This is a genomic window from Variovorax sp. (assembly GCF_035634955.1).
Lineage (GTDB): Bacteria > Pseudomonadota > Gammaproteobacteria > Burkholderiales > Burkholderiaceae_C > Variovorax.
Genome location: NZ_DASQBZ010000021.1, coordinates 228,414 through 245,812, shown reverse-complemented (window position 1 = coordinate 245,812; position 17,399 = coordinate 228,414). Strand labels below are relative to the sequence as shown.

Annotated in this window: 14 protein-coding genes; 7 read left to right on the top strand and 7 right to left on the bottom strand. The window is 68.7% G+C overall.

The features are described 5' to 3' along the window. Positions 1-10 precede the first annotated feature (10 nt). Together VES41_RS11950 and VES41_RS11945 are read left to right on the top strand one after the other, a co-directional pair. On the top strand, positions 11-1,201 hold the full coding sequence (locus tag VES41_RS11950) for a CaiB/BaiF CoA-transferase family protein (protein ID WP_324816878.1): 1,191 nt from the start codon (positions 11-13) through the stop codon (positions 1,199-1,201). A 32-nt stretch (positions 1,202-1,233) separates the two neighbouring features. Continuing rightward, a complete protein-coding gene (locus tag VES41_RS11945) occupies positions 1,234-2,598 on the top strand; it encodes an MmgE/PrpD family protein (protein WP_324816876.1) in 1,365 nt (454 codons plus the stop codon). Between the two features lie 8 nt (positions 2,599-2,606). On the opposite strand, the gene VES41_RS11940 is transcribed toward VES41_RS11945, so the two are convergent. The 3 genes from VES41_RS11940 to VES41_RS11930 form a co-directional block, all read right to left on the bottom strand. After that, positions 2,607-3,503, bottom strand: a complete 897-nt coding sequence (locus tag VES41_RS11940; protein ID WP_324816874.1) for a LysR substrate-binding domain-containing protein — start codon at positions 3,501-3,503, stop codon at positions 2,607-2,609. A 66-nt stretch (positions 3,504-3,569) separates the two neighbouring features. After that, complete coding sequence (locus tag VES41_RS11935; protein ID WP_324816872.1) at positions 3,570-4,475, bottom strand: SDR family NAD(P)-dependent oxidoreductase; 906 nt, start codon at positions 4,473-4,475, stop codon at positions 3,570-3,572. 123 nt (positions 4,476-4,598) lie between these two features. Further along, entirely contained in the window at positions 4,599-5,558 is a 960-nt protein-coding gene (locus VES41_RS11930; protein WP_324816870.1) for a LysR substrate-binding domain-containing protein, read from the bottom strand. 91 nt (positions 5,559-5,649) lie between these two features. Here VES41_RS11930 and VES41_RS11925 point away from each other — a divergent pair, with 91 nt between their 5' ends. Next, positions 5,650-6,630 carry a Bug family tripartite tricarboxylate transporter substrate binding protein gene (locus tag VES41_RS11925; RefSeq protein WP_324816868.1) on the top strand — a complete coding sequence of 327 codons (981 nt, stop codon included), beginning with the start codon at positions 5,650-5,652 and terminating at the stop codon, positions 6,628-6,630. Next, positions 6,627-7,529 (top strand): alpha/beta hydrolase, encoded by a 903-nt coding sequence (locus VES41_RS11920; RefSeq protein WP_324816866.1) that lies wholly within the window; start codon positions 6,627-6,629, stop codon positions 7,527-7,529. Before VES41_RS11925 ends, VES41_RS11920 begins: the two co-directional genes overlap by 4 nt. Before the next feature lie 3 nt (positions 7,530-7,532). Here VES41_RS11920 and VES41_RS11915 read toward each other — a convergent pair whose 3' ends face one another. Next, on the bottom strand, positions 7,533-8,531 hold the full coding sequence (locus VES41_RS11915) for a bifunctional enoyl-CoA hydratase/phosphate acetyltransferase (RefSeq protein ID WP_324816865.1): 999 nt from the start codon (positions 8,529-8,531) through the stop codon (positions 7,533-7,535). A gap of 28 nt (positions 8,532-8,559) precedes the next feature. After that, positions 8,560-10,386 (bottom strand): sulfoacetaldehyde acetyltransferase, encoded by a 1,827-nt coding sequence (gene xsc / locus VES41_RS11910; RefSeq protein WP_324816862.1) that lies wholly within the window; start codon positions 10,384-10,386, stop codon positions 8,560-8,562. A gap of 192 nt (positions 10,387-10,578) precedes the next feature. On the opposite strand from xsc, the gene VES41_RS11905 reads away from it, so the two are divergent. From VES41_RS11905 to VES41_RS11895, 3 genes are read left to right on the top strand one after another with little or no spacing between them, the layout of a single operon-like run. Beyond that, the gene (locus tag VES41_RS11905) at positions 10,579-11,433 is read left to right on the top strand and encodes an IclR family transcriptional regulator (protein ID WP_324816859.1); all 855 of its coding nucleotides are present in this window, start codon (positions 10,579-10,581) and stop codon (positions 11,431-11,433) included. A gap of 41 nt (positions 11,434-11,474) precedes the next feature. Next, positions 11,475-12,449, top strand: coding sequence for an AAA family ATPase (locus VES41_RS11900; RefSeq protein ID WP_324816857.1), 975 nt, complete (start codon positions 11,475-11,477; stop codon positions 12,447-12,449). A gap of 8 nt (positions 12,450-12,457) precedes the next feature. Continuing rightward, positions 12,458-14,164, top strand: a complete 1,707-nt coding sequence (locus VES41_RS11895) for a cobaltochelatase CobT-related protein (protein WP_324816854.1) — start codon at positions 12,458-12,460, stop codon at positions 14,162-14,164. Here the strand turns inward: VES41_RS11895 and dnaJ are convergent. Further along, entirely contained in the window at positions 14,161-15,294 is a 1,134-nt protein-coding gene (gene dnaJ, locus VES41_RS11890) for a molecular chaperone DnaJ (RefSeq protein WP_324816851.1), read from the bottom strand. The genes VES41_RS11895 and dnaJ overlap by 4 nt on opposite strands. A gap of 91 nt (positions 15,295-15,385) precedes the next feature. Further along, positions 15,386-17,389 carry a molecular chaperone DnaK gene (gene dnaK, locus VES41_RS11885; RefSeq protein ID WP_324817034.1) on the bottom strand — a complete coding sequence of 668 codons (2,004 nt, stop codon included), beginning with the start codon at positions 17,387-17,389 and terminating at the stop codon, positions 15,386-15,388. Positions 17,390-17,399 lie beyond the last annotated feature (10 nt).

The window sequence follows — 17,399 nt, the reverse complement described above, 5'->3', positions numbered from 1 at the left end:
CGGCACTGACATGCGCCCTCTCGAAGGCATCACCGTCGTGACGCTGGAGCACGCCATTGCCGCTCCGTTCTGCACGCGCCAGCTGGCCGACCTCGGCGCGCGCGTGATCAAGGTCGAGCGTCCCGGCGTCGGCGACTTCGCGCGCGGCTACGACGAGCGCGTGCACGGCCTGGCCTCGCACTTCGTGTGGACCAATCGCTCGAAGGAAAGCCTGACGCTCGACCTCAAGCACGACCAGGGTCGCGAGATCCTGGCGCGCCTGGTGGCCAGGGCCGACGTGCTGGTGCAGAACCTCGCGCCCGGCGCCGCCGCGCGCATGGGCCTGTCGCACGAGGCCTTGTCGCCCGGCCACCCCGGGTTGATCGTGTGCGACATCTCCGGCTACGGCGACGACCCGGCGCAGCCCGGGCCGTACCGCGACAAGAAGGCCTACGACCTGCTCATCCAGAGCGAGTCGGGTTTCCTGTCGGTGACCGGCACGCCGCAGGAGATGGCAAAGGCCGGCTGCTCCATCGCTGACATCGCGGCGGGCATGTACGCCTACAGCAATATCCTGGCCGCACTGCTGCAGCGCGGCCGAACCGGACGCGGCACACGCATCGACGTGTCCATGCTCGAAGGCATGGCCGAGTGGATGAGCTTTCCCATGTACTACGCATTCGAGGGCGCGCCGCCACCGCCGCGCGCCGGCGCGGCGCATGCCACCATCTATCCGTACGGGCCGTTCCCGGCCGGTGACGGCAAGCTGGTCATGCTGGGCCTGCAGAACGAGCGCGAATGGCAGGCGTTCTGCACCAAGGTGCTCGAGCAGCCCGGCCTGGCCATGGATGCGCGCTTTGCCTCCACCTCGCTGCGCGTGGCCGCGCGCGAGGAATTGCGGGCGCTGATCGTGCAGGCCTTCGCACCCTTCACCGCCGAGCAGATCGTCGCCCGGCTGGAGGCCGCGCAGATCGCCAATGCGCAGGTCAACACCATGGCCGACCTGTGGGCCCATCCGCAACTGCGCGCGCGCGAGCGCTGGACCGAGGTGGACACCAGCGCCGGTCCCATTCCCGCCCTGTGGCCACCCGGCATGCCGCGCGAGTGGCAGCCGCGCATGGACCCGGTGCCCGCATTGGGCGCCCACACCGACGCGATCCTCGCCGAGATCGGCTATGACGCGCAGGCAGTCGACCGCCTGCGCGAGGCCGGCGTGGTCTGAACTCCGAGTACCCGTTTTCCAAGGACACTTCCATGAACTCCAACAGCGACCATCCCAGCCAGGTGTTGGCGGAATTCGCAGCCCGGCTGGATGCCGCCGACATTCCCGCGCCGGTGCTGCGCCGCGCCGAGGATCTCGTGCTGGACTGGCTCGGCTCGGTGCTCGCCGCACGCCAGGCCCGCCCGGTGCGCAGCATCGATGCATTCGCCCAGGCCATGGGTACGGCGCAGGGCGACAGCGAAGTGTTCGGCTCGGCGCGCACCACGTCGCCGTTGTTCGCTGCGCTGGTCAACGCCGCGGCTTCGCATTTCGTCGAGCAGGACGACGTGCACAACGGCTCGGTGTTCCATCCGGCTGCGGTCGTCATCGCGCCCGCGCTCGCGGTGGCGCAATCCATCGGCGCCAGTGGGCGCGAGTTCCTCGCGGCAGTGGTGGCGGGCTACGAAGTCGGCATTCGCGTGGGCGAATTCCTGGGGCGCTCGCACTACGTCATCTTCCACACCACCGCGACAGCCGGCACCCTGGCCGCTGCCGCCGCCGTCGGGCGCCTGCTGCGCCTGGACGCAGCGCAGATGCTGCACGCCTTCGGCTCGGCCGGCACGCAGTCGGGCGGCCTGTGGGAGTTCCTGCGCGACGCGGCCGATTCCAAGCAGCTGCATTGCGCGCATGCGGCATCGGCGGGCCTGATGTCGGCCTACCTGGCCAAGGACGGATTCACCGGCGCGCGGCGCGTGCTGGAAGGCGCGCAGGGGCTGGCCGCGGGCATGTCCACCGACGCCGATCCGGCACGCCTGACCGACGGTCTCGGCACCCGCTGGGCACTGGCGGAGACTTCGTTCAAGTTCCATGCGTCCTGCCGTCACACGCACCCGGCCGCCGACGCGCTGCTGCAGGTGATGCGGGCGAACGGCCTGACGGCCGCCGACGTCGAGCAGGTCACGGCGCACGTGCACCAGGGTGCGATCGACGTGCTCGGGCGCGTGGTCGTGCCGGCCACCGTGCACCAGGCCAAGTTTTCCATGGGCACCGTCCTGGGCCTGATTGCGGTGCATGGCCGTGCCGGCCTGGCCGACTTCGACAGCGAATTCCTGGCGCCCGCGGTGGCCCGCGTGCGTGATCGCGTGAAGATGCAGCTCGACCCCGAGGTCGACGCCGCCTACCCGGCGCGATGGATCGGCAAGGTCACGCTGACGACGACCGACGGACGCCGGTTCGACGGGCGCGTGGACGAGCCCAAGGGCGACCCGGGCAACACGCTCAGCCGCCCCGAGCTGGAGGACAAGATGCGCCGGCTCGCAGCCTACGGCCAGGGCGTCACTGCCGAGCAGGCGAAGGCGCTGTGCCAGCGCGTCTGGCAGCTCGAGCAGGCGCCCGAGGTGGGCCGCTGGCTGGCCTGAGCGGCGGCTCAGGGCTGCTCGCCGCAGAGGTGGTCGAACAGTTCGCGCGCCGCGGCGGGAAGCGTCTCGCGGTTGCGCACCACCACTTTCAGGTCGCGGCTGGCCCAGGCTTCCTGCAGCGGAACGATGGCGATGCGCATGGCTCGCGCCAGGCGCCGCGCTGACGAAGCGGGCAGCACGCCCAGGCCGACGCCGGCCTCGATCATCAGGCAGATGGCCTCGAAGCTGTTGACCTGGATGCGCGGATTGAAGTTGCGCCCCGCCGATTCGGCGCGCAGTTGCAGGAAGCGGTGGATCGCGCTGCCATGATGAAGGCCCACGTGCTGGTCGTCCAGCGTGTCGATGAACGCCACCGACGCGGCGCCGGCGAGCGGATGCGCCGCCGGCACAACGAGCACCAGTTGGTTGCTGCCGAACGGTCGCGATTCGAACTCGCCCGTGTGCACGTCCCCCGCCAGGATGCCGATGTCGGCCTCGCCATCGCCCACCGCTCGCACGATCTCCTCGGACAGGAATTCGCGCAGGTCGACCTGCACCGTGGGATGGCGCGTGAGAAAGCCGGCCAGCTTCTCCGGCAGGTATTCGGTGATCGAGGTGGTGTTGGCGAACACCCGCACATGGCCCTTGATGCCCTTGCCGAAGTCCTGCATGTCGCAGCGCAGGTGCTCCATCTGCTGGAGCACGCGCTTGGCGTGATAGAGCAGGGCCAGGCCGGCGGGTGTCGGGTCGACCCCTTGCGCATTGCGATACAGCAGCTTGGCGCCCACCGATTCCTCCATCTGCTTGATGCGGGTGGAGGCGGCGGTGAGCGAGATGCAGGCTTTCTCCGCGCCGCGCGTGAGGCTCTTGGCCTCGGCGACGGCGGCAAAGAGCTTGAGGTCGAAGAGGTCGACGTGGAGGTTCACTTGGGGCCGGTTCGCAGCTTGGTTGCCAGCCCGCGATTGTCCCTCAGCGGCCAGCGAAGCGCTTGCTCAGACCGGGTCCCAGCTGAACACGTCGGCCGAGCGGTCCAGGTCGAAGAAAGAGGCGCGCAGCGCCGGCATGGCGTGCTCTGCAATGGTCTCGGCCGTCCAGCCCTCGGCGCGATGGACCGAGCGCACCGGGCGCGGCTGGCTCATCAGGAAGATCTCGTTGTTGCGCACCGTGAAGACCTGTGCGTTGACGTGTGCTGCCTGGTCGCTGAGCAGGTAGACCGCCAGCGGCGCGATCTTGGCCGGCGTCATCTGCTGGATCTTGGCCACGCGCACGCGCTGCTCCTCCGTGTCGACCGGAATGGCGCCGATCATGCGGCTCCAGGCGAACGGCGCGATGCAGTTCGAGCGCACCTTGAATTTCTGCATGTCCAGCGCGATGGATTTCGACAGCCCCACCAGGCCCAGCTTGGCTGCGGAGTAGTTGGCCTGCCCGAGGTTGCCGATCAGCCCTGACGTGGAGGTCATGTGCACGAAGGCGCCGCTCTCCTGCTCCTTGAAGTGGTTGGCCGCGGCCCGGCTCATGTAGTAGGAGCCGTACAGGTGCACCTTGAGCACCGCGTCCCACTCGTCGGTCGACATCTTGTGGAAGAAGCGGTCGCGCAGGATGCCGGCGTTGTTGACGACCGCGTCGATGCGGCCGAAGTGATCGAGCGCGCACTGCACCACGCGCGCGGCGCTGGCCGATTCGCAGACGCTGTCGGTACTCGCCGCCGCCTGGCCACCGGCCTCGCGGATCTCGGCGACCACCTGCTGCGCCGGACCGTCGCTGCCACCCGCGCCATCGACCGCGGCGCCGATGTCGTTGACCACCACGCGCGCGCCATGGCGTGCCATGGCCAAAGCCATGTCGCGGCCAATGCCGCCGCCTGCGCCCGTGACCACCACCACCTTGTTCTCAAGCATTCGTCTGGCCCTTGTTGTCCTGAAGCGCGATTCAGTATGCCAGCCGGTATCGGGCGCGGCTTTGCGATTCAGGAAGGGGGCCTTCCGTTGGCGCGGAGACGATCGCAGCCGCCGTGCGCGGCGTCAGCGGGCCTGTTGCGCGAGCAGTGCGCCTTCGGTGCGCAGCGCGTCGATCACGCGCAGCACGGCCGGCGCCGGATGCGCATCTCGCCACACGACCCCCACCGGCGCGTCATGTCCGGCCAGTGCCAGCGGCAGCGTACGCAGCAGCCCGTCGGCCTGCGCGATCCGGCCGGCGGTGCCCGACATGACGCCCAGGCAATCGCTGTCGCGCAGGATCGCCTGCGTCGCGGCGAGCGAACTCGATTCGACCTGCGGCCGTGGCGCCGGCAGGCCGGCCGCGCTGAAGGTGCCCACGACGGCCCGGCGCAAGGCGGTGTCGTCCGGGGGCAGCACCCACGGATAGGCCAGCGTATCGGCCCATGAGGGACGGCGCCGCCGCGCCAGCGGATGGCCGGCGCGCAGGGCCACGCAGTGGCGGTCGGCAACCAGTGGCAGGTTGGGAAGCCCCGTCGCGTGCACGCGATCGTCGATGCGGCCGACCATCAGGTCCAGCTCGCCGTCCACCAGGCGTGGCCACAGCCCTTGCAGGATGTCCTCATGCAGCGCCAGACGCAGCGCCGGATCCTCGCGCGCCACCCGGGCCGCGACGCGCGGCACGAGTTCCAGCGCCGCCACCAGCATCACGCCGAGACGGACCCGTCCCGAGGCCCCTTCGCGCAGCGCCTGCAGCTCGGCGTCGAGCCGCTCGGCGCCGGCCAGGGTCTGGGCGGCCCAGCGCAGCGCGGCCTGGCCGAACGGCGTGGGCCGCAGGCCGCGCGCGCGCTCGAACAGCTGCACGCCCAGTGCCGACTCGATCTCGGCCAATTGCTGCGACACCGCAGGCTGGGTCAGGTGCAGGGCATCGGCCACGGCGGTGAGGCTGCCGCGCCGCGCGAGTTCCTGCAGCAACTGCAGCTGGCGCAGGCGCAGGCGGCGCGCCCACGCGGTCGAAGGAAGCGGATCCGGATCGACATGGGCCATTAGGATTTCCTGATGGATCGAGAAGAACTTCCAAGTTGGAAATTATGTGGCTGGCGCCTAGAGTGAGTCCATCCATTCCAGAGGAGCTGCCGTGAACTTCACTCTCTCCCGCCGCAAGGCATTGCTCGCCATGCTGGCATCGACGCTGTCGGCCGGCAGCGTGCGCGCCGCCGATGCCTTCCCTTCGCGGCCGGTCAGGCTGCTGGTGAACTACCCGCCGGGCGGCGGCACCGACATCATGGCGCGCGTGCTGGCCGAAGCCATGCGCGACGATCTCGGCCAGGCGGTGGTGGTGGAGAACCGCCCGGGCGCAGGTGGCGCCGTGGGCGCGGCCGAAGTGGCGCGCAGCGCCGCCGACGGGCACACCGTGCTGGTCACCGCGGCGGGCTTCGTGATCGGGCCGTCGGTGCTCAGGTCGCCCGGCTACGACCCGGCCAAGGACTTCGTCGGCGTGGCGCAGATCGCGATCGTGCCGTTGCTGGTGGTGGTTCCGCCGACCAGCCGCTTCAAGACATTCCAGGATGTGCTGGCGGCGGGCCGACGGGGAGAGTCGCTGTCGTTCGCCTCCTTCGGCAACGCCACGCCCTCGCACCTGATCGGCGAGGCCATCAATCACCACGCGAAGATCTCGATGCTGCACGTGCCCTACAAGGGTGGCATGCAGGCGCTGCCGGACATCGTGGCCGGCTCGGTCGACCTGGGCTTGCTGGACGCCGTGTCGATGACGCCATTGGTGCAGCAGGGCAGGCTTCGCGCACTGGCCGTGACCGGTCCGCGCCGGCTGCCGGCGTTGCCCGGGCTGCCGACGCTGGTCGAGCTGGGCATTCCCTTCGATGCCGTCGGCTGGCATGGCGCCTTCGCGCCGGCCGGCACGCCGACGGCGGCGGTGGCCCGGCTGAACGCGGCCTTCGTGAAGGCGCTGGCGCGGCCGGACATCCACAAGCGCATCGTCGAAGGCGGCTCGGTGCCCATCGAGCCGCCGCTGACGCCGGCGCAATGGACCGCGCAGGCGCGTCGCGAGGTTGGCCAGTGGGCCGAAGCTGCGCGCATGGCCGGGGTGGAGCCGGCATGAACACTGGAGAAACGACGGCCGTCGCCCTGACGCCCGACATCGTCTACGGCGAAGGGCGCATTCATGCGGGCCGAACGCCGGTGCTGCGCTCGCTGCGCCTGGACCGCTATGCCCCTGCCGATGATGGCAACGGACCCAGGCCGGCGCTGATCATGGCCTTCGGCGGCGCCTTCCACCGCGGCGATCGGCGCAACGACGAGTTCGGCGAGGGCGAGCACCGCAATACGCCGGTTGCGGCCTACTGCGAGGCAGCTGCGCGGCGCGGATGGGTGGCCTGTTCCATCGACTACCGCCTGGTGAGCGAAGACCCGGATCCCGGCAGCACGCCGGTGATCGGGTCGCCCACTCGCGTGCCAATGTCGCGCGTCGACCAGGTGCGCCAGTGGCTCGGCCTGCCACCGATCGACGCGATGACGCTGTGCCGCGGCATCGAGGCAGCCACGGACGACATGGCACTGGCCTTTCGCTACGTGCAGGCCCATGCCGACGCGTGGGGCATCGATGCGGCGCGCATCGTGATTGGCGGCTTTTCCGCCGGCGCGCGCATCGCGCTGGGCGCAGCCTACGGTGAGCGGGTGCCGGCGGCCGGCGTGATCGCACTGTCCGGGTACATGGCCGACGACGATCTGGCGCGCTGTGTCCATGGCGGCCCCGGCGAGCCGCCGGCGCTGCTGGTGCACGGCGATGACGACCTCGACTATGTGGCGCGGCAGATGCCGGCGATGGCGCGCCATTTCGCACGCGCCGGACGCGGCAGCGAAAGCTGGTGCGTGGCCGGGGGTGGGCATTTCTATCCGGCCGACGCACGCGCGCGTCGTCTCGAGGATGGGCGCGAGGCGACGGTCGGCGCGGCGATGGACGCCTTTCTCGATCGAGTGGCCGGGGCTGCTGCGCCGTGACCTTCAGGCAGAGGAAGCGGACCGAGGCGTCGGCGTGCCGGCCAGCACTGCCAATGCGACCGACGCCACGCGCGAAGCCAGCGAGTCGGCGCGCGAGGTGAGCACCACCGGTACCTGCGTGCCCAGCACGATGCCGGCGCATTCGCCGCCGCCGATGTAGACGAAGCTCTTGTAGAGCATGTTGCCGGCATTGAGATCGGGCACGATGAGAAGGTCGGCGTGGCCGCTGACGGGCGACTCGATGTGCTTGGTTTGCGCAGCGGCGGCGGAGATCGCGTTGTCGAAGCCGAACGGCCCGTCGACGATGGCGCCCGGCCACTCGCCGGCGCGGGCGCGCTCGACCAGGGCCTGCGCGTCCACCGTGGCCGGAATGGCCGGGTTGACCGTCTCCACCGCAGCGACGATGCCCACGCGCGGCCTGGCGATGCCGATCTTCTGCAGGGCCTCGACCGCATTGCCGAGGATGTCGGCCTTGGTCTTCAGGTTGGGTGCGATGTTGACCACGCAGTCGGCCACGCCCAGAAGTTGCGGATAGCGCGGCAGGTCGAACAGGAACAGGTGGCTGATGCGGCGATGGCCGCGCAGGCCGTGCGTGCGGTCCACCAGTTGGGACATCAGTTCGTCGGTGTGCAGCGAACCCTTCATGAGCGCCTGCACCCGCCCGTCGCGTGCGAGTGCGCAGGCTCGCCGGGCCGAGTCTGCCGGCGGGTCCGGCACGTCTTCCAGCGGCCAGGCGCCGATGTCGATTCCGGCTTCGGCCGCGGCACGCTCGATGCGTGCGCGCGGGCCCACCAGCATGGGGTGGGCGATGCCCTCGCGAGACATTTCCCGGGCCGCCTCCAGGGCCAGTTCGTCGCATGGGTAGACCATGGCGATCACCGGCGCCCGGACGGCCGCCATGGCGCGCGCGCGGGCGGCCAGGGCCGCCAGGCGCGGATGCGCCCAGGGCGCGTCGCCCGGCAGCGCGGGCGGCGGCTCGGCTGGCAGGGGTGGCAGTTGCATGGGGCGCACCGTTGCGTTCACCAGCGCCTCAGACGTAGTCCTTGTACTTGTCCAGCAGGCGCACCGGCTTGGCCAATGCGTCACGGCGGAAGGGGTCGCCGAGCTCGCGCGTGCACATGATCTCGATGACGCAGGTCTTCTTCTGGTTCATCTGCATGTCGATGGCTTTCTTCAGGGCCGCACCGACCTGTTCGATGTCGTCCACCACGATGCCCTCGGCACCCATGCTCTTGGCGATGCCCGCGAAGCTGGGGCTTTCCAGTTCACCGGCCACGAAGCGGCGGTTGTAGAAATCCACCTGGTTCTTCTTCTCGGCGCCCCACTGGCGGTTGTGGAACACGACCGCCGTCACCGGTATGTCGTGCCGCACCGCGGTCATGATCTCGACCATGCTCATGGCCCAGGCGCCGTCGCCGGCGTAGGCGATCGCGGGGCGGTCAGGGCAGGCCAGCTTGGCGCCGATCATCGTCGGCAGCGAGTAGCCGCAATTGCCGAAGCTCATCGGCGCGAAGAAGCTGCGCGGCTCCTCGAAGCGCAGGTAGCTGTTGCTCACGGCGTTGATGTTGCCGATGTCGGTGGACACCATCGCGCGCGGCGGCATGGCCTTTTCCAGCTCGCGCAGCACCTGGCGCGGCGACAGGTACTTGCCGCCCGAGAACGGCTTCTCGCCCTTGGCTTCCTCGATCATGTCCAGGCTGTACGTGTCGCGTTCGTGCGTCCACTCGGTCAGCTCCTTTTCCCAGGCCGCCTTCTCGTCGGCGATCTTGCGGGCGCGCTCGGCCTTGGTGGCATCGCAGGCGAGTTCCTTGTCGGCCAGCATGCCCAGCAGCGCCTTGGCGACCGCCTTGGCGTCGCCGTGGATGCCCACCTGGATCTTCTTGACCAGGCCCAGGTTGGTGTGGTCGGCCTCCACCTGGATGATCTTGGCGGTCTTGGGCCAGTAGTCCATGCCGTGCTGGGGCAGGGTGCCGAAAGGCCCCATGCGCGAGCCCAGCGCGATGACCACGTCGGCCTGGCTGATCAGCTTCATGGCAGCCTTGGAACCCTGGTAGCCCAGCGGGCCGGCCCACAGCGGATGGCTGGCCGGGAAGCTGTCGTTGCGCAGGTAGCCGTTGCACACCGGCGCACCCAGGCGCTCGGCCAGTTGCTTGCATTCCTCCACCGCGTTGCCCATGACCACGCCGCCGCCGGACAGGATGACGGGGAACTTGGCCGACGCGAGCAGTTCGGCCGCCTCCTTCAGGCTCTGCTCGCCGCCGCTGCCGCGCTCGACGCGCATCGGCTTCGGGATCTCGCATTCGATCTCGCCGTAGAAGTAGTCGCGCGGGATGTTCAGCTGCGTCGGACCCATCTCGGAGATGGCGCGGTCGAAGCAGCGCGCCGTGTACTCGGCCATGCGCTTGGGGTTGTTCACGTGGCCCTGGTACCGGGTGAACTCCTGGAACATCGGCAGCTGGTTGGCCTCCTGGAAGCCACCCAGGCCCATGCCCATGGTGCCGGTCTCGGGCGTGATCATGACCACCGGGCTGTGCGCCCAGTAGGCCGCGGCAATGGCGGTGACGCAGTTGCTGATGCCGGGCCCGTTCTGCCCGATGACCACGCCATGCTGGCCGCTGGCGCGCGCATAGCCGTCAGCCATGTGGGCGGCGCCTTGCTCGTGCACCACCGGGATCAGGGTGATGCCCGCCGGCGCGAAGATGTCCATGGCGTCCATGAACGCCGAGCCCATGATGCCGAACATGTGGCGCACGCCATTGGCCACCATCGTCTCGACGAAGGCTTCCGAGGGCGTCATCTTTTGCACGCCCTGCACGGCGGTGCGGGCGGCGGCGGTGGCGGGGGGCTGTTGGGTCATGGCCAAGGTCTCCATTAAAAAAATGCGGGTCGCAACTGGATGGAAATAAATGTCTCATAAAACGGAACTCAGAGTTCCATAATTTCGTGAGACGCCGGCCGACTATAGGCCTCACTTCCACGTGGGTCAACGGAAATTCCGAAAAACGGTACCTGGTGTACTGATAAATGGAATTTCTCTATGATGCGTGCCATGTCATCCTTGCCCCGCGCCCAAGCCGAAGCCGGCGTCACCGGCGCCGACACGCCGGCGCTGCGCCTTTTCTCGCTGCTCGAGACCATCGCCGCGCGCGACCGTCGCTATTCCTTGCAGGGCCTGGTCGACCAGATCGGCCTGCCCAAGCCCACCGTGCACCGCATGCTGCAGCAACTGGAGGCCGGCGGCCTGCTGCAGCGAGAGGACGGCGGGCGCCTCTACAGCATGGGCTCGCGCCTGCGCCGGCTGGCCGAGAGCCTGCTGCTCAACGACAGCTTGCACGGCGCACGCCATGCGGTGCTGCGCAAGCTGGTCGAGCAGGTGGGCGAAAGCTGCAACCTGACGGCGCTGTCGGGCGGCGAGGTTGTGTACCTGGACCGGGTGGAAACGGCGGCTCCGCTGCGTTTCTACCTGCACCCCGGCTCGCGCGTGCCGGTCCACTGCTCGGCCAGCGGCAAGGTGTTCCTGGCGCAGATGGGCCAGGCGCAGCGCGCCCGGTTGCTCGCCGCCGGCGCCCTGGAGGCCTACACGCCGCAGACGCTCACGTCGATGGAGCAGTTCGAGGCCGAGATCGCCCAGGTAAAGGCGCAGGGCTTCGCGCTGGACAACGAGGAATTCCTGCCGGGCTTGCTGTGCATCGCGATGCTGGTCCCCGCGCCTCACGGCGGCCTGTCGAACTTGTGCGTTGCCGTGCAGGCGCCGCTGGTACGGCTCGACCGGGCGCGCGCCGAGCAACTGCTGCCGGCACTGCGCCAGGCGGTGGAGGCGCTCGCGCGTGTCGAGGCCGATGCCGCCCAGCGTGCCGGCGAACACGCCCCGGATGGCCGCGACGCCGAGGACGGCGACGCCTGAGCCCGCTTCAATCTCACCCTTTTCGTAGGACCGCACCGGCCGTGACTGATCTCGCTTCCCTTCAACCGCAGCGCATGCTGCGCGTGTGCGACGTGTTCGGATTCCCCAGCACGCTCGAAGTAGCCGCCTTCGCCGAGCGCGAGGACCATGTGCCGGAGATCGACCCGGCCTACCGTTTCAACCCGGACGTGACGCTCGCCATCCTGGCGGGCTTCATGCGCAATCGGCGCGTCATGGTCCAGGGGCTGCACGGCACCGGCAAGTCCAGCCACATCGAACAGGTGGCGGCCCGGTTGAACTGGCCTTGCGTGCGGCTCAACCTGGACGGCCACGTCAGCCGGCTCGACCTTGTCGGTCGTGATGCGGTCGTGCTGCGCGAAGGCAGGCAGGTGACCGAGTTCCAGGAGGGCATCGTGCCTTGGGCGCTTCAGCGTCCGGTGGCGCTGGTGTTCGACGAATACGATGCCGGCCGGCCGGACGTGATGTTCGTGATCCAGCGCATCCTCGAGCGCGACGGGCATTTCACCCTGCTGGACCAGAACCGGGTGATCCGGCCGCACGCCAGCTTTCGCCTGTTCGCCACCGCCAACACGGTGGGCCTGGGCAACCTCAACGGGCTCTATCACGGGGCGCAGCGCCTGAACCATGCGCAGATCGACCGCTGGAACATCGTCGCCTCGCTCGACTACCTGCCGCGCGAGGAGGAGATCGCCATCGTGCAGGCGCGCGTGCCGTCGATGGCGGACGCTGCCGGGCATGCCCGGGTCGATGCCATGGTGGCGCTGGCCGAACTCACGCGCAAGGGCTTCGCAGCCGGCGACCTGTCGACCTTGATGTCGCCGCGCACGGTGATCACCTGGGCCGAGAACCTGGAAATCTTCGGCGACGTCGCGCTTGCGTTCCGACTGTCGTTCCTCAACAAGTGCGACGACGCCGAGCGCGCGCTCGTGGCCGAGTACTTCCAGCGTTGCTTCGACCAGGAACTGGCCGAATCGCAGCAGATGGCCGCGTCCTGAGCGATGCCGTGAACGAGCGCCAGCAACAGGAGCGGACAAGCGACCTGTGCGCCGGCCTGCTGCGGGCTTGGTGCGGGGACGCCTCGCTGCATTTCCGCGGGCAGCGGTTGCACCGCGGCCGCATGCCGGTGCCATGGTTCGCCCCGCACCTGCATCCGACGCCGGGGCAGGATGACTTCTCGTCGTTCCGCGGCGCTGCCGACGGGCTGGCGCTGCGGCTCACGCGCTCGGACGCTGCGCTGCACGACAGCCTGCGCCCGGCCGATCCGCTCGAACGGATGATCTTCGAGATGCTCGAGCAGTTTCGCGTCGAGTCGCTGGCGCCGCCCGACATGCCCGGCATGCGGCAGAACCTGCGCCACCGCAACGAGGCCTGGTCGCTGGCCTACCACCACCAGGGCCACACGGATACGGTGCGCGGGCTGATCCTCTACACGGTGGCGCAGATCAGCCGCTCGCGCGTGTGCGCAGAGCCGGTGCTCGAACTGACCGAAGACCTGATGGAAGCCACGCGCTTCGCGCTGGCGCCGCGCCTGGGCCACGACCTCGCCGGCATGCGCCGCCACCGGCATGAACAGGCTGCCTATGCGCAGCACGCGCGGTCCGTCGCGGCCGTCGTGGCCGGCATGCTCGTGTCCGCGGACGACGCGCAGGACCAGCCGGAACAGGACGGTGCGAAGGACGAGCGCCTGAGCGTCTTCAGCCTGGTCCAGGACATGGAGCGCGAAGTGGTGGAGCAGTTCGCCAGTGCGGCCTCGGGCCGCAGCGTGCTGATGGAAGGTGAGGGCGCCGGCTACCGCGTCTTCACACGGGCCTACGACCAGGAACTGGCGGCCGCCTCGCTGGTGCGCCCGGCGTTGCTCGCCCAGTTGCGCGAGCAACTCGACCGGCGCGTGGCCGCCCAGGCCGTCAACATCGGGCGCCTGGCGCGGGCGTTGCAAGGCCTGCTGTCGCACCCCGAAGCCGACGACTGGGACAGCGGCCAGGAAGAAGGGCGAATCGACGGCAGACGGCTTTCGCAACTGGTGGCCAAGCCAACCGAGCGCCGGCTGTTCCGGACCGAGCGGTACGAGCCACGCGCCGATTGCGCGGTCACCTTGCTGATCGACTGCTCGGGCTCGATGAAGGCGCATGCCGAATCGGTGGCCATGCTCGCCGACGTGCTGGCGCGTGCGCTGGAGCAGGCCGGCGTCGCCTGCGAGGTGCTGGGCTTCACTACCGGCGCGTGGAACGGCGGCCGCGCGCTGCGCGAGTGGCAGCGCGAGGGGCGGCCGGCGCATCCGGGGCGCCTCAACGAGCGCCGCCACATCGTCTTCAAGGATGCGGATGCAAGCTGGCGCCGCGCACGGCCGTCAATGGCGGCGTTGCTCAAGCCGGACCTGTTTCGCGAAGGCATCGACGGCGAGGCACTCGAGTGGGCATGCGCGCGCCTGGCAGCCAGGCCCGAGTCGCGCAGGCTGGTGCTGGTGGTGTCGGACGGCTCGCCCATGGACAGCGCCACCGCGCTGGCCAATGACGATCACTACCTCGACCACCACCTGCAGGACGTGGTGGCCCGCCACGAGCAGCTTGGAGACATTGCGATCGCGGGCGTCGGCGTCGGGCTCGACCTGAGCCCGTACTACCGCGTCAGCCACGTGCTGGACTTCTCCCGGGCGCGTGGGCAGGCGGTGTTCGCCGAGATCCTGCGCCTGATCGCCAGGCGGCTGGCCTAGCTGAAGAATTCCTTGGCCTTGTCCAGCCAGCCCTTGTCATTGGGGCTGTGCTTGCCGCCGCCCTTCTTGAGCGAATCGTCGAGATCCTTGAGCAGCTTGCGCTGGTACTCGGTGAGCTTGACCGGCGTCTCGACACGCACGTGGCAATACAGGTCGCCGGGGTAGCTCGAGCGCACGCCCTTGATGCCTTTGCCGCGCAGCCGGAACTGCTTGCCACCCTGCGTGCCTTCGGGAATGTCGATGGCGGCGTTGCCCTTGAGCGTGGGCACCTCGATCTCGCCGCCCAGCGCGGCGGTCGTCATGCTGACCGGCACGACGCAGTGCAGGTCGTCGCCGTCGCGCTCGAAGCTCTCGTGCTTCTTGAGGCGGATCTCGATGTACAGGTCCCCGGGCGGGCCGCCGTTGGTGCCCGGTTCGCCGTTGCCGGTGGAGCGGATGCGCATGCCGTCGTCGATGCCGGCGGGGATCTTCACCTCGAGCGTCTTGTTGTTCTTGATCTTGCCCTGGCCGTGGCACGTGGCGCAGGGCTCGGGAATGATCTTGCCGGTGCCCCGGCACTGCGGGCAGGTCTGCTGCACGCTGAAGAAGCCCTGCCGCATCTGCACCGCGCCCTGGCCGTGGCATGTGGTGCACACGATCGGCTTGGTGCCCGGCTTGGCGCCGCTGCCGTGACAGGTGCCGCATTCGTCCCAGCTGGGAATGCGGATCTGCGCGTCCTTGCCGTCGGCCGCCTCTTCCAGCGTGATCTCCATGGCGTAGCTCAGGTCGTTGCCGCGATACACCTGCCGGCCGCCGCGGCCGCGTCCAGCGCCGCCACCGAACACGTCGCCGAAGATGTCGCCGAAGGCCTCGGCGAAGCCGCCGAAGCCTTCCGCGCCGGGGCCGCGCATGTTCGGGTCCACGCCCGCATGGCCATACTGGTCATAGGCGGCCCGCTTCTGCGGGTCGGACAGCATTTCGTAGGCCTCCTTGGCCTCCTTGAACTTGGCCTCCGATTCCTTCGCCCCGTCGCCGTGGTTGCGGTCGGGGTGGTGCTTCATCGCCAGCTTGCGATAGGCCTTCTTGAGTTCGTCGTCGCTGGCGTTCTTGGGAACACCGAGGATTTCGTAGTAGTCGCGTTTGGTTGCCATGGTCGATCGCGTGATGGGTGCCGTGCTTGCCCGGAAACGGAAAAAGGCTGGCCACCGGCAGCGGTGGTCCAGCCTTCGAATGGGACCGGGATCAGTCCTTCTTCACTTCCTTGACTTCGGCGTCGACCACGTTGTCGTCGCCGCCCGCCGGGCCCGAGCCGGAGTCGCCGCCGCCGCCAGCCGCCGCCTGGGCCGCCGCCGCAGCGCCGCCCTGGTCGGCGTACATCTTCTCGCCCAGCTTCTGGCTGGCCGTGATCAGCGCCGTGGTCTTCTCTTCGATGGCCGCCTTGTCATCGCCCTTGAGCGCGTCCTCGAGCGTCTTGATCGCCGACTCGATGCCTTCCTTCTCGGAGGCATCGAGCTTGTCTCCATGCTCGCCGAGCGACTTCCTCACGCTGTGGACCATGGCTTCGCCCTGGTTGCGCGCCTGTGCGAGCTCGACCTTCTTCTTGTCTTCGGCCGCATTGAGCTCGGCGTCCTTGACCATGTTCTGGATCTCTTCCTCGGACAGGCCGGAGTTCGCCTTGATGGTGATCTTGTTTTCCTTGCCCGTGCCCTTGTCCTTGGCGCCCACGTGCAGGATGCCGTTGGCGTCGATGTCGAAGCTCACCTCGATCTGCGGCGTGCCGCGCGCTGCCGGCGGAATGCCTTCCAGGTTGAACTCGCCCAGCAGCTTGTTGCCTGCCGCGACCTCGCGCTCGCCCTGGAAGACCTTGATCGTCACGGCCGGCTGGTTGTCGTCGGCGGTGGAGAAGGTCTGCGCGAACTTGGTCGGGATGGTCGTGTTCTTGGTGATCATCTTCGTCATCACGCCGCCCATGGTCTCGATGCCCAGGGACAGCGGCGTGACGTCGAGCAGCAGCACGTCCTTGCGGTCACCCGAGAGCACCTGGCCCTGGATGGCGGCGCCGACGGCCACGGCCTCGTCGGGGTTGACGTCCTTGCGCGGCTCCTTGCCGAAGAACTCCTTGACCTTCTCCTGCACCTTCGGCATGCGCGACATGCCGCCGACCAGGATGACGTCGCTGATGTCGTTGACCGACACGCCGGCATCCTTGATGGCGGTGCGGCAAGGGGCGATGGTGCGCTCGATCAGTTCGTCGACCAGGCTTTCCAGCTTGGCGCGGGTCAGCTTGATGTTCAGGTGCTTGGGGCCCGACGCGTCCGCCGTGATGTAGGGCAGGTTGATGTCGGTCGCCGCGCTGTTGGACAGCTCGATCTTGGCCTTCTCGGCCGCTTCCTTCAGGCGCTGGAGCGCCAGCACGTCCTTGGACAGGTCGACGCCCTGTTCCTTCTTGAACTCGGCAATGATGTAGTCGATCACGCGCTGGTCGAAGTCCTCGCCGCCGAGGAAGGTGTCGCCGTTGGTCGAGAGCACCTCGAACTGCTTTTCGCCGTCGACGTCCGCGATCTCGATGATCGAGATGTCGAACGTGCCGCCACCCAGGTCATACACGGCGATCTTGCGGTCGGCCTTGTCCTGCTTGTCCAGGCCGAAGGCCAGCGCTGCCGCGGTCGGCTCGTTGATGATGCGCTTGACGTCCAGGCCGGCGATGCGGCCGGCGTCCTTGGTGGCCTGGCGCTGGCTGTCGTTGAAGTACGCCGGCACGGTGATGACGGCCTCGGTGACCGGCTCGCCCAGGTAGTCCTCGGCGGTCTTCTTCATCTTGCGCAGCACCTCGGCGCTGATCTGCGGCGGTGCCAGCTTCTTGCCGCGCACCTCGACCCAGGCGTCGCCGTTGTCGGCCTTGGAGATGGTGTAGGGCATCAGGTCGATGTCCTTCTGCACTTCCTTTTCCTCGAACTTGCGGCCGATCAGGCGCTTGACGGCGTACAGCGTGTTCTTGGGGTTGGTCACCGCCTGGCGCTTGGCCGAGGCGCCGACCAGCACTTCGCCGTCTTCCTGGTAGGCAATGATCGAAGGGGTGGTGCGCGCGCCTTCGGAGTTCTCGATCACGCGGGTCGTGTTGCCCTCCATGATCGCCACGCAAGAGTTGGTGGTGCCGAGGTCGATGCCGATGATTTTGGCCATGTTGTGATGCTCCTGATTCCTAGAGAATTTCTTGTGTCGAACTTGTGGATAACCCGGTCGGATTCAAGGGATG